We start from the raw sequence: 12,696 nt of genomic DNA on the forward strand, positions 1-12,696 counted from the left end.
CCGGGGGCCTGCCATCGTCGATGTAGACTGCGCCCCCAAGGCGCTGATCTTCGACAATGCTTGAGAAGGTGCTGGGGACACCACTCTCTGAGGTGCTGGGGACACCTCGCGTACTACGCTACGTTCTTCGTCCTGCATTGTCTGTCCCCACTTCGGTGGACAAATTGCTCAGGATTGCCGCAGTTTCGTGCAAATCTGTCCCCCAAACGGGGGACAGAACAGCGACACGCTCGGGCGTACGCTGAAAGCAGCTCCTTCACAGGGTTTGACGGCTGTCCCCAGCAGCAGTCTCGATCCCCTACGAGCAGTCGGGCCTCACGGGAGCAGAGGGCCCTCTCGGGTCGGTTGATGTCATCACCACACGAGGGGGCCGCTTGACGCCCGCACACAAGTGCGGGGCCGAAGCGTCCCCCCGGACCACTCCGACCCCGCCGGGCCCCTTGCTAGGGCTTGTCGCCGAACACCTCGGACTCCATGGCGTCGTAGCCCTCGGCCTGCGGATCGCGGTGCTCGCCGCCCGAGAGCGCGTACTCCTCTTCCGGCGAGAGCACGAGGCGGTGGCGGAAGTAGAGCCCGAAGCCGACCAGGATGATGACGTACACGATCGCGATCGCGATGATCGCCGGCTGGAACGTCGGGTTCAGAAGGAAGCCGACGAAGATCAGCAGGGCGATCGCCGCCGCGATGACCGCGCCCGTGATGCCCCACGGACTGCGGTACGGACGGCTCGCGTTCGGGAACTTCCTGCGCAGGATGATGAACGAGACCATCTGCAGGAAGTACGCCAGGACCGCGCCCCACACGGCGATGTTGAGCACGATCGCTCCGGCGACCGCTCCGACGTTCTCCGGGTCGAGGCTCGCGAGCAGGTCGAGCACGACGAGGGCGACGAATCCGATCGCGGCGCCGACGAGGAGCGCCACCCACGGCGTCTGCCGCTTGCCGGTGAGCGACAGGAAGCGCGGGTAGTAGCCGGCGCGTGAGAGCGAGTACATGTTGCGTCCGTACGCGAACATGATGCCCTGCAGCGAGGCGAGCAGACCGACCAGTGCGAACAGGGCGAGCACGGCGGCCCAGCCGTCGCCGACGATCGCACGGAAGCCGTCGAGCAGCGGTTCGAGCGAGAGGCCCGTCGCCTCAGCGCCGATGACACCGGTGTTGAGGAAGAGCACGAGAAGACCGGTGACGATCAGGGTGCCGCGGGCCCAGAAGCCTGCCTTCGGGATGTCGCGCACCGGGTCGTGGGACTCCTCCGCGGCCAGCGGCAGCTCCTCGATGCCGAGGAAGAACCACATCGCGAACGGCAGCGCGAAGAGGATCGGGAAGACGCCCTCGGGGAGGAACGTCGACGAGCCCGCCACCTCCGGATTCGGTGCCATGTCCCACAGGTTGGCCCACTGGAAGGCTCCCGAGAAGATCGCCATCGCCGAGAACACCAGGATGATGCCGATCGAGATGATCGACACGACGATCGCGAACTTGAACGAGATGTTCGCGCCCGCTGCGTTGAGCAGCACGAACACGAGGTAGAGCACGACGTACCAGACCCACATCATGTTCGCGCCCGCCGGCGACAGGTCGAAGCCCAGCAGCTCGGCGGTGATGGCGTTGGCGTAGGACGCGGAGAAGAAGACGATGACGGCTGTCGTCGCGACGTACTCGATCGTCTCGGCCGCTCCGGTGATCAGGCCGCCCCACGGTCCCATCGCGGAGCGCGCGAATGAATAGGCCCCGCCGGTGTGCGGCATGGCGGCCGCCATCTCGCCGATCGAGAAGATCATTCCGTAGTACATGGCGACGAGGATCACGAAGGCGATCAGCATGCCGCCGAAGCCGGCGAAGTCGATGCCGAAGTTCCAGCCCGAGAAGTCGCCCGAGATGACGGCGGCGACCGCGAGCCCCCATAGGCCCCAGATGCCGGCCGACCGCCTCAGGCCGCGCCTGTCGAAGTACTCCTGACCTGCTCGGGTATAGGTCGCGCCACCGACCTTGGCCGAACCACCGCTCGACTGAGACATCGATCCTCCGTGCACTCGGGTGTGACGCGGGGTGCGTCTTTGCGCATGATTGTGGCGCCTATTGGTGGGCTGTGTCTACCTTTGAGGGAGATTTCCTGATTACAGTGGAGCGGCGCCGGTCTTCCGCCGGGCGCCGGGAGGAGGGCATGATGCCGGGCAATCTGAGCGTCGCCGAACTGGATGCCGCGATCGCGGCCGGCGAGATCGACACCGTCATCGTCGCCTTCGCCGATGCCCAGGGCCGGCTCGTGGGCAAGCGCGTCTCGGCGCGCCTGTTCCAGGAGGAAGTGCGCGATCACGGGGCGGAGGCGTGCAACTACCTCCTCTCGGTCGACGTCGACATGAACACCGTCGACGGCTATGCGATGTCGAGCTGGGAGAAGGGGTACGGCGACATGGTGCTGCTCAACGACCCCGCGACCCTTCGCCGGGTGCCGTGGGTGCCCGGCAGCGCGCTGGTCATGGCCGATCTCGGGTGGGAGAACGGCGACCCGGTCGTCCAGTCGCCGCGCGACATCCTGAAGCGTCAGCGTTCTCGTCTCGCCGACCGGGGCCTCGTCGCCTACTCGGGCACCGAGCTGGAGTTCATCGTCTTCGACGACACGTACCGGGATGCCTGGGCCAAGGGCTATCGCGACCTCACACCCTCGACCGACTACAACGTCGACTACGACCTGCTCGCGTCGGGACGCCTCGAGCCGCTGCTGCGCGACATCCGCCTCAGCATGGACGGCGCGGGCCTGTACACGGAGGGCGTGAAGGGCGAGTGCAACCTCGGTCAGCAGGAGATCGCGTTCCGCTACGCCGAGGTGCTCGAGACCGCCGACCAGCACACGATCTACAAGAGCGGCGCCAAGGCGATCGCCGACGCGCACGGCAAGTCGATCACGTTCATGGCGAAGTTCAACGAGCGCGAAGGCAACAGCTGTCACATCCACCTCTCCGTGCGCGGTGAGGACGGCACGCCCGTCATGGCGGGCGACGGTGCCTATGGGTTCAGCCCGTTCATGGAGCATTGGATCGCGGGCATCCTCGCGACGCTGCGCGAGTTCACGCTGCTGTATGCGCCGACGATCAACTCGTACAAGCGCTACGCGAAGGGCTCGTTCGCGCCGACCGGTGTGGCGTGGGGTCTCGACAACCGGACGTGCGCCCTTCGCGTGATCGGTCACGGGCACTCGCTCCGCCCCGAGAACCGCGTCCCGGGCGGCGACGTGAACCCCTATCTGGCGACCGCGGCGATCATCGCCGGCGGCCTCTACGGCGTCGAGAACGAGCTGCCGATGCCCGAACCGCTCACCGGCAACGCGTACGCGTCCGGCGTCGACCACCTGCCGACCACGCTGCGCGACGCGGCGCTGCTCTTCGACCAGTCCGAGATCGCGCGCGCCGCGTTCGGCGATGACATGGTCGACCACTATCTGAATCAGGCGCGGATCGAGGTCGAGGCCTACGACGCGGCGGTGACCGACTGGGAGAGGGTGCGGGGCTTTGAGCGCCTCTGAGACACGACGGCCGGTGATCGGCCTCACGACCTACCTCGAGCAGGCGAAGCAGGGGGTGTGGGACGTGCGTGCCGCGTTCCTGCCGCAGCAGTACTTCGACTCCGTGACCGCTTCGGGCGGCATCGCGGTGCTGCTCCCGCCGCAGCCGGAGGCGGATGCCGCGGCCCCGGCCGTGCTCGAGGGGCTCGATGGTCTCATCCTGACGGGCGGGCTCGACGTGCAGCCAGAGCTATACGGCGCGCAGCGGCATCCGCTCACCGACCCGGCGCGGCCCGACCGGGACGCGTGGGAGCTCGCGCTGTTCCGTGGCGCGGAAGAGCGACGGATGCCGGTGCTCGCCATCTGCCGAGGGCTCCAGCTCGTGAACGTGGCCAAGGGCGGGACGCTGCACCAGCACCTGCCCGACGCGCTCGGCACCGAGCGGTACCGCGTCGGCGGGGGCGTCTTCGCGACGAACGAGGTGACCGTGGACGACGACTCGCGGCTCGCCGAACTCGTCGGCGCCGGCGCGCTCGATGTGCACAGCTACCACCACCAGGGCATCGACCGACTCGGCGACGGTCTCGTCGTGAGCGCGCGCACCGACGACGGTCTCGTGCAGGCGTTCGAGTCCGACGGCGACCAGTACCTCGTGGGCGTGCAGTGGCACCCCGAGGAGAACGCCGAGGACCGCCGCCTCTTCGCGGGACTCGTCCGCGAGGCATCCGCGTTCCGGGCGGAGCGGACGGGGAGCGTGGGGCGGTCAGGGAGCGTGTCCCAGAATCTGCCGCATGGCGCGCCCTCAACCGACGACAAGTGGGACATGGTGCCGACGGAAGTGGGACACGCATGAGCGCGACGTTCACCCTGATCGACCCCTCGACGGGGCGCGGATTCCGCGAGGTGCCGCGCGCATCGGTGGAAGAGGTGGATGCCGCGATCGCCCGTGCCGTCGCTGTACAGCGCGCGTGGGCCGGGATCGCTCCCGTCGCCCGCGCCGACGCCCTGCGCCGGTTCGCCCGCGCGGTCGAGGACCACGTCGAGGAGCTCGCACAGCTCGAGGTGATCAATTCCGGGCATCCGATCGAGTCGGCGCGGTGGGAGGCGTCGCACGTCGCCCAAGTGCTCAACTTCTACGCGGGTGCGCCCGAGCGGCTGAGCGGACAGCAGATCCCGGTCAGCGGCGGGCTGGACGTGACCTTCCACGAGCCGTACGGCGTGGTCGGGATCATCGTGCCGTGGAACTTCCCCATGACGATCGCGTCGTGGGGGTTCGCGCCGGCGCTCGCCGCGGGGAACGCGGTCGTGCTCAAGCCCGCCGAGCTCACCCCCCTGACGGCGGTGCGCCTGGGCGAGCTCGCCGTCGAGGCGGGGCTCCCCGAGGGCCTCTTCGCCGTGGTGACCGGATCGGGCTCGGTCGTCGGACAGCGCTTCGTCGAGCACCCGGACGTGCGGAAGGTCGTGTTCACCGGGTCGACCGAGGTCGGGGTCGAGGTTGCGGCGGGCTGCGCGCGCGGCCTGAAGCCGGTCACGCTCGAGCTCGGCGGGAAGAGCGCGAACATCGTGTTCGCGGACGCCGACCTCGAGAAGGCCGCCGCCGCCGCGCCGGGGGCGGTGTTCGACAACGCCGGTCAGGACTGCTGCGCGCGCAGCCGCATCCTCGTGCAGCGGTCGGTGTACGACCGGTTCCTCGAACTGCTCGAGCCCGCCGTCCGCGACTGGCGCGTGGGTGAGCCGACACTCGAGACGACCCAGATGGGTCCGCTCATCTCGGCCGCCCACCGCGACACCGTCGCCGGGTTCCTCGATGGTGCCGACGTGGCGTTCCGGGGATCCGCACCCGAGGGCGACGGCTTCTGGTTCGCACCGACCGTGGTGCTCGCCGAGCCGGGCGACCGTCTCGCGCAGGAAGAAGTGTTCGGCCCCGTCGTCGCAGTGCTGCCGTTCGACGACGAGGCAGACGGCATCCGCCTGGCCAACGACACCATCTACGGACTGGCCGGTTCGATCTGGACCCAGGACCTCGGCCGTGCGATCCGGGTCTCGCGCGGGGTGAAGAGCGGTGTGCTGTCGGTCAACTCGCACTCCTCGGTGCGGTACTGGACCCCGTTCGGCGGCATGAAAGCCTCGGGTCTCGGCCGTGAGCTCGGCCCGGACGCGGCCGAGCACTTCACCGAGACCAAGAACGTCTTCTTCGCGGCGGATGCCTGACCCCCATGTCCCGATCGCATGCCTTCGTGTCCCAGAATCCGCCGCTCATGGACCCTCTAGCGGCGGAAATCGGGACATGCTCATGAAAGGAACCACAGAATGGATCTGACGCAGCGGCTGAAGGACCGAGTCGCCATCATCACCGGAGGAGCATCGGGCATCGGCCTGGCGACGGCCCGCCGGTTCGCGGCGGAGGGTGCGAAGGTCGTGATCGCCGACCTCGATCCGACCAGCGGCGAGGCTGCCGCGGCCGAGGTGGGAGGCGTCTACCGGCACGTGAACGTGGCGGACGAGGCATCCGTCGACGCGCTCTTCGACGGCGTGGCCGCCGACCTCGGGAGCGTCGACATCGCGTTCAACAACGCCGGGATCTCGCCCGCGGACGACGACTCGATCGAGACGACCGAGCTGCCGGCGTGGGATCGCGTGCAGGACGTGAACCTCAAGAGCGTCTACCTCTGCTCGCGCGCGGCGCTGCGGCACATGGTGCCGGCGGGCAAGGGCTCGATCATCAACACGGCGTCGTTCGTCGCGCTGCTCGGCTCGGCGACGTCGCAGATCTCGTACACGGCCTCGAAGGGCGGCGTGCTCGCGATGACCCGTGAGCTGGGCGTGCAGTTCGCGCGGCAGGGGATCCGGGTGAACGCGCTGTGCCCCGGACCGGTCAACACACCGCTGCTGCAGGAGCTGTTCGCGAAGGACCCGGAGCGCGCGCAGCGCCGCCTCGTCCACGTGCCGGTCGGACGCTTCGCCGAGCCCGAGGAGATGGCGGCCGCCGTGGCGTTCCTCGCCTCGGACGACGCCTCGTTCATCACCGCGACCGCGTTCGTCGTGGACGGCGGCATCACCAACGCCTACGTGACCCCGCTCTGAGCATGACCGTGTGCACAACGTCGGCATCTCGCGCCGTATCGCTCGCGGCGGAGGGTCCTGCGGCGCACCAGCGCCCGGATCGCCGACGCTGTGCCCGCCCCGCGGGGGTGACGCCATGACCGAGACGCCGCTGCGGGGGGTTCGCCGGGCTGTGTACCGGCCGGTGCGAGAGGGCAATGCCCTCGAAGACACGGTCGCGCGTCTCGTGCAGACCATCCGGCTCGGGGTCGTCGCCCCGGGGGAGTCGCTGCCGCCGGAGCGCGAACTGGCGAACCTGTACGCCGTGAGCCGCGACACCGTGCGCGAGGCGATCCGCGAGCTCGCCGACACCGGCTACCTGGTACGCCGTCGCGGACGGTACGGCGGCACCTTCGTCGCCGATCCGCTGCCGCAGCCGCCGCATCCCGGAGAGGTCGACCCGGCCGAGCTCCACGATGTCCTGGGCCTGCGCCGTGTGCTCGAGGCCGGAGCGGCGCGCGCCGCCGCGTCGCGCACCCTCGAGCCGTCGCAGCGCGACGAGCTGTGGGCGCGGTACGAGGCGGTGACCGCGGCATCCGAACCCGACTACCGCCGGCTCGACACCCTCCTGCACCTCGCGATTGCCGAGGTCGCCGGCATCCCGTCGCTCGTCGCGCTCGCCGCGGAGAACCGGGCGCAGGTGAATGCCTGGCTCGACACCTTCCCGCTGCTGCCGCGCAACATCGAGCACTCGAACGCGCAGCACGAGTCCATCGTCACCGCGATCCTGGCGGGGCGAGCGGATGCCGCGGAGGCGGCGATCCTCGACCACATGGCCGGGTCGGAGGCCCTGCTGCGCGGGTTCCTGCTCTAGCGGCGTCCGGTCGACCGTGGTCGGCCGGTCGGCCGGGGTCGTCACGTCGGCCGGGGTCGGCCAGGTCGGCCGGGGTCGTCAGGTGCTTGCCGCATCATCCCGGCGCATAACTCCTGCAGAACGGTGTTCCCGCGCCGCGACACGCCGTCGCGGAACTCCGATGGGCGCGAAGTGCAGGAGTTATGCGCCCGGTCGGGGCGGCCGTCTACGCTGGAACGATGGCCGGCAAGAAGCGCCCGAAGAAGGAACTGGAGTTCCGCAACACGCAGCTCGCCGACGCCCTCCAGACGCAGGACATGGCCGCCGTCGCGTTCGCCCTCCGGCACGGGCCGACCGTGGTGCCGCTGGTCCGCGTCGGCCAGCGCGACGATCCGCTCGACGTCGGCGAGGTCTGGACGTACCGCGATCCGCGCAACGGCGACATCGCCCTCCTACTCTTCAGCGATGCCGCGAACAAGCCCGAGACGCTTCCGCCCGGCGTGGCCCTGCAGTCCCCCGCGTGGCTGCGCTCGTTCCTCGGCGCGCACAAGGACGAGATCACCACGGTGTTCTTCGATCTCGCGGGTCCCCACCCGCTGCAGGCGACGCCCGCCGATCTGATCGCTGCCCTCGACGCCTGAGGCGGCGCGCGCTCGGTCGGGTCGCCTCGGTGGCGGCGCTCGGAGGACCGGTCGTATCTCGGAGGATCGGTCGTATCTCGGAGGGTTGCCGGGGATCGGCTCCGAGATTCGCTTGATCCTCCGAGATCGACGGATGCCGCGCCGCTACGCTCTGGGCATGCGCCGAGTTCTCGCGATCGCCGCCGGCGTCGCCGCCGTGGCCCTCGGCCTGACGGGGTGCGTGCCGACCGGGGGGCCGCTCGCGATGCAGCCCCGCGCGGAGGCGTGGCACGACGCGCTGCTCACCGGCACGCTGCACATCGATGACGACTGCGTCTGGGTGGAGACCGCGGACGCGGCCTATGTGCCGGTCTTCCCGGTCGGCTCCGCCCGGATGGAGGCCGGGCGCCTCCTGTACGGCGCGACCTGGTCGGACGGCGACACGATCGACATCGGCGGCGGTGAGGCGCCCGAGGCCGGCGCCGACTGGTACATCCCCGACGGCTGCCCGGATGCTCTCCTGTGGGGTGCCGCTCCGCCGCCGGAGGGGTGACCGGGTGCGCTCGACCGGGCTGGCGGCCGAGGTGGGCGCGCCGCGACCGGCCGCGTCGGACCGGGGAGCCCGGTTCCGTCGGGACGGGGAGCCGGCCGCGTCGGGACGGCGAGCCCCCGCTCAGAACTCCGGGATGTCGCCGCCGCGGCCGGGTCGCACCCGCGTGCGGACGTCGTTGAGCGCTCCGCGGAGGGTGCCCGACCGGTTGTCGATGACGTCGGTGTAGCCGAGTCGTGCCGCCTCGGAACGTCGCTGTGCGGCCTGCGCCACCGGGCGCACCTCGCCGGCGAGGCTCAGTTCGCCGACCGCCGCGAGCGTCTTCGGCGTCGACTCGTTGTTCACGGCGCCGGCGACGGCGACGGCGATCGCGAGGTCGGCCGCGGGCTCGGTGAAGCGCACGCCGCCGACGGTGGAGACGTACACATCCTTGTCGCTCGTCTTGATGCCGCCGCGCTTCTCGAGCACGGCCAGGACCATCGCGACGCGCGCGGAGTCGACGCCGTTCACGATGCGGCGAGGGTTGGGGCTGGTCGCGGTGATCGTGAGCGCCTGCACCTCGACCGGCATCGCGCGCCGGCCCTCGAGCGCGATGGCGACGCAGGTGCCGGGCTCGGGTGAGCCATGGCCGAGGAAGAGGGCGCTGGGATCGGGGACCTCGGCGATGCCGGCGCCGGTCATGTCGAAGCATCCGACCTCGTCCGTCGGGCCGAAGCGGTTCTTGAGCGCCCGCACGAACCGCAGCGAGGTCTGCCGGTCGCCCTCGAAGTGGCACACGACGTCGACCAAGTGCTCGAGGATGCGCGGACCGGCGATCGACCCGTCCTTCGTCACGTGCCCGACGATGATGACGGGGAGCCCGCGGTCCTTTGCCACGCGGATGAGCGTCGAGGCGACCTCGCGCACCTGAGACGGGTGCCCCGCCATGCCCTCGGACAGCGACGAGGCCACCGTCTGCACGGAGTCGACGATCAGCAGCTCGGGGCGCACCTCGTCGACGTGCCCGAGGATCGTCGCGAGGTCGGTCTCGCTCGCGAGGAAGAGCTCGTCGTGGAGCGCGCCGGTGCGCTCGGCGCGCAGCCGCACCTGCGCCGTGGACTCCTCGGCAGAGGCGTAGAGCACGCGGCGCCCGGCCTTCGCCGACTGCGCCGCGACCTCGAGCAGGAGCGTCGACTTGCCGACTCCCGGCTCGCCCGACAGCAGGATCGCCGCCCCGGGCACGACGCCGCCGCCCAGCACGCGGTCGAACTCGCCGACCCCGCTCGTGCGGCGCGGGGCGTCGGTCGTGTCGATGCTCGTGATGGGGCGCGCCGCGCGGCCCGCGCCGGGGGCGATGGGCGTGACCGAACGCACCAATCCGGTGGACTCGGATGCCTCGACCACGGTGCCCCACTGCTGGCACTCGCCGCAGCGGCCGACCCACTTGATCGTCGTCCACCCGCACTCGGTGCACCGGTACGGGGCGGTCTGCGTGGGTCGTCGGGCGGCGGCCATGGGATCAGCGTACGTGGGGGCCGCGACATCGCTTCGCGGCGCGGCGTAGGGTGACGGCATGCGGGTGGATGCGGCATCCCGATTCATCGCGGCGGATCCCGCCGACGTCTTCCGGGTGTTCGTCGACCCGGCGCTCATGCTGGCGTGGCTTCCGCCCGAGGGCATGGCCGGGCGCTTCGAGGAGTTCGACCCTGAGGTCGGCTACCGCATGGTGCTGCGCTATCTCCAGCCACCCGAGGGCGGCGGCAAGGCGGGCGCGGACGAGGATGTCGCGGTCGTGCGTCGCGTGCGGGTGGAGCCGTCGGAGCTCATCGTCGAGGAGATCGACTTCCCGTCCGACGACCCCGCGTTCTCGGGCACGATGACGATGACGTGGATCTTCACCGAGGGTGACGGCGGCACCTACGTCGATATCGAGGCGACGGGAGTGCCGGCGGGCATCATCCCGGAAGACCACGCGGCCGGCATGGCGTCGTCGCTCGCGAACCTCGCGCGCCTCGTCGAGGGCGGGTGAGGCATCCGCCCACGGACCGCCGGGCACGAGCGCCCAAACCACTCAGCGCAGAGAGTCGATGACCTCGCGCAGGGCGCCGGCGGAGCGGTGGAAGAGCTCGAGCTCGTTCGCGGAGAATTGCGTCTCGCGGATCGGCACGGCACCGGCCGCACTCACGACGGAGGGCACCGACAGTGCGACCCCGTCGACGCCGTGGAAGTCGCGCAGCACCGGCGAGACCGGCATGACTGCGCGCTCGTCGCGGAGGATCGCCTCGATGATGCGGGCGCTCGAGAGTCCGATCGCGTAGTTCGTCGCACCCTTCCCCTGGATGACCTTGTAGGCGGCGTCTCGCACGTCGATCGCGATCTGGTCGAGCTCCTCCACCGTCATGCGGTCGCCGGCCGGGGTCACCCAGTCCAGGATCGGCACCGCCCCGATGGTCGCGGCCGACCACAGCGGGAACTCGGTGTCGCCGTGCTCGCCCACGATGTAGGCGTGCACGCTCGAGGTCGAGACGCCCGCGCGCTCGGCGAGCTTCCAGCGCAGACGCGACGTGTCGAGCACGGTTCCCGAGGCGAAGATGCGCTCCGGCGGCAGGCCGGTCTCCTCCTGCGCCAGCACGGTCAGCACGTCGCAGGGGTTGGTGACGATGACGTAGATCGCGTCGGGCGCCGCGCTCAGCAGCTGCGGCATCATCTTCTTCATGATCCCGGCGTTGACGCCGGCGAGCTCGATGCGCGTCTGCCCGGGGTTCTGCTTCGCACCCGCGGTGATCACGACCACGTGCGAGCCCTCGACCACCGACAGGTCGCTGCCGCCGATGATGTCGCTCGTGCCGGTGAACTGCGTGCCGTGGGCGAGGTCGAGCACCTCGGCCTCTGCCTTCTCGGTCGCGATGTCGTAGAGGGCGACGTGCCGGGCCGATCCGCGGATCAGCGCGGCGTACGCGGCGCTCGAGCCGACGCTCCCAGCGCCGACGATGGTGACTTTCGAGTTCTCGATGACGGCCATGCCGCCAGTCTTGCAGTGAGCGGATGCCTCGGGCCAGGCCGAGGACCGGGTCAATACGGCAGGACGTTGAGCGGGGTCATCGAGCCCACCGCGATCTCGACCGAGGTCGACGCGCCGCCGGACATCTCGTACACGCGCCCCGCGGTGGAAGGTCGCGTGCGGATCGCCCGCGGCGGCTGATGCGGCATCCCGTCCCGTCGTTCTACGCTGACCTCGTTCGCGACCGCTGAGGAGGACCGACGATGTGCCGATGGCTGGCCTACACGGGCGAGGCGCTGGCGCCCTCGACCCTCATCCTCGACCCGCAGCACTCGGTCGTAGCGATGTCGCTCAACTCTCCGCTGGGCGCCGAGACGGTCAACGGGGACGGCTTCGGTCTGGGCTGGTATCCGGATGCCGCGCCCGGCGCCGACCCCGCCGTGTTCCGGTCGATCGAGCCTGCGTGGCACGACCAGAACCTGCGCGAGCTCAGTCGTGCGGTGCGCTCGCCCCTGTTCTTCGCGCATGTGCGGGCAGCCGCGGGTCCGCCGATCCAGCAGACGAACTGCCACCCGTTCCGCCACGATCGCTGGCTGTTCATGCACAACGGGTCGATCTCGGGATTCTCCACGTACAAGAGGGATCTCGTGCTCTCCGTCGACCCCGAGCTGTATCCGTCGATCCAGGGGACGACCGATTCGGAGGTGCTGTTCCACCTCGCGCTGACCTACGGACTGATGGACGATCCGGTTGCGGCCGTCGGCGCGGCGATCCGCCGGGTCGAAGAGGCCGGGCGTGCGGCCGGGGTGCAGTTCCCGATGCAGGGGACCGTGGCGGTCACCGACGGGGCGACCGTGTGGGCGTTCCGGTACTCGACCCAGGGACGCTCGCGCACGCTGTTCCACTCGGCGGACGTGCCGACCCTGCGACAGATGTACCCGGATGCCGCGCGCCTGGCCGCCTTCGGAGACCGAGCCCAGGTCGTGGTCTCGGAGCCGCTCAACGACCTGCCCGGGGTGTTCCTCGAAGTGCCCGAGTCGACCGTCGCCGTGCTCGATCCGGACGGGTACCACCACCGGGAGTTCCTCGACGCGTGAGGCGGTGTTCGCGCGGCCGTGGCCCGTGTGTCGCCGAGTGCTGCAGATTCCT

The 12,696-nt window shown here is 70.2% G+C and carries 12 protein-coding genes; 9 read left to right on the forward strand and 3 right to left on the reverse strand.

Features of this window, described 5'->3' with window-relative positions; genetic code table 11:
- Positions 1-443: 443 nt before the first annotated feature.
- Positions 444-2,018, reverse strand: coding sequence for an amino acid permease (locus ASD93_RS14560; RefSeq protein WP_056124085.1), 1,575 nt, complete (start codon positions 2,016-2,018; stop codon positions 444-446).
- 149 nt (positions 2,019-2,167) lie between these two features.
- Here ASD93_RS14560 and ASD93_RS14565 point away from each other — a divergent pair, with 149 nt between their 5' ends.
- The 7 genes from ASD93_RS14565 to ASD93_RS14595 all read left to right on the forward strand — a co-directional run bounded on the left by ASD93_RS14565 (position 2,168) and on the right by ASD93_RS14595 (position 8,570).
- Entirely contained in the window at positions 2,168-3,523 is a 1,356-nt protein-coding gene (locus ASD93_RS14565) for a glutamine synthetase family protein (protein WP_056124618.1), read from the forward strand.
- Complete coding sequence (locus ASD93_RS14570) at positions 3,510-4,355, forward strand: gamma-glutamyl-gamma-aminobutyrate hydrolase family protein (protein ID WP_056124088.1); 846 nt, start codon at positions 3,510-3,512, stop codon at positions 4,353-4,355. The genes ASD93_RS14565 and ASD93_RS14570 overlap by 14 nt, the downstream gene beginning before the upstream one ends.
- On the forward strand, positions 4,352-5,713 hold the full coding sequence (locus ASD93_RS14575) for an aldehyde dehydrogenase family protein (protein ID WP_056124091.1): 1,362 nt from the start codon (positions 4,352-4,354) through the stop codon (positions 5,711-5,713). The genes ASD93_RS14570 and ASD93_RS14575 overlap by 4 nt, the downstream gene beginning before the upstream one ends.
- Before the next feature lie 99 nt (positions 5,714-5,812).
- Positions 5,813-6,586, forward strand: a complete 774-nt coding sequence (locus ASD93_RS14580; RefSeq protein WP_056124094.1) for a 3-oxoacyl-ACP reductase — start codon at positions 5,813-5,815, stop codon at positions 6,584-6,586.
- A gap of 115 nt (positions 6,587-6,701) precedes the next feature.
- Entirely contained in the window at positions 6,702-7,418 is a 717-nt protein-coding gene (locus tag ASD93_RS14585; RefSeq protein ID WP_056124097.1) for a FadR/GntR family transcriptional regulator, read from the forward strand.
- A 218-nt stretch (positions 7,419-7,636) separates the two neighbouring features.
- A complete protein-coding gene (locus tag ASD93_RS14590; protein ID WP_056124622.1) occupies positions 7,637-8,038 on the forward strand; it encodes a hypothetical protein in 402 nt (133 codons plus the stop codon).
- Between the two features lie 157 nt (positions 8,039-8,195).
- Positions 8,196-8,570, forward strand: coding sequence for a hypothetical protein (locus ASD93_RS14595; protein WP_056124100.1), 375 nt, complete (start codon positions 8,196-8,198; stop codon positions 8,568-8,570).
- A gap of 120 nt (positions 8,571-8,690) precedes the next feature.
- Here the strand turns inward: ASD93_RS14595 and radA are convergent, their stop codons facing one another.
- Positions 8,691-10,061 carry a DNA repair protein RadA gene (gene radA, locus ASD93_RS14600; RefSeq protein WP_056124104.1) on the reverse strand — a complete coding sequence of 457 codons (1,371 nt, stop codon included), beginning with the start codon at positions 10,059-10,061 and terminating at the stop codon, positions 8,691-8,693.
- 58 nt (positions 10,062-10,119) lie between these two features.
- On the opposite strand from radA, the gene ASD93_RS14605 reads away from it, so the two are divergent.
- Entirely contained in the window at positions 10,120-10,575 is a 456-nt protein-coding gene (locus tag ASD93_RS14605) for an SRPBCC domain-containing protein (RefSeq protein WP_056124107.1), read from the forward strand.
- 42 nt (positions 10,576-10,617) lie between these two features.
- On the opposite strand, the gene ASD93_RS14610 is transcribed toward ASD93_RS14605, so the two are convergent.
- A complete protein-coding gene (locus ASD93_RS14610) occupies positions 10,618-11,568 on the reverse strand; it encodes an L-lactate dehydrogenase (RefSeq protein ID WP_056124110.1) in 951 nt (316 codons plus the stop codon).
- A gap of 242 nt (positions 11,569-11,810) precedes the next feature.
- Between ASD93_RS14610 and ASD93_RS14615 the strand changes: the two genes are divergently transcribed.
- A complete protein-coding gene (locus tag ASD93_RS14615) occupies positions 11,811-12,644 on the forward strand; it encodes a class II glutamine amidotransferase (RefSeq protein WP_056124112.1) in 834 nt (277 codons plus the stop codon).
- Positions 12,645-12,696: the final 52 nt, after the last annotated feature.

The organism is Microbacterium sp. Root180, assembly GCF_001428485.1.
Classification (GTDB): Bacteria; Actinomycetota; Actinomycetes; order Actinomycetales; family Microbacteriaceae; genus Microbacterium.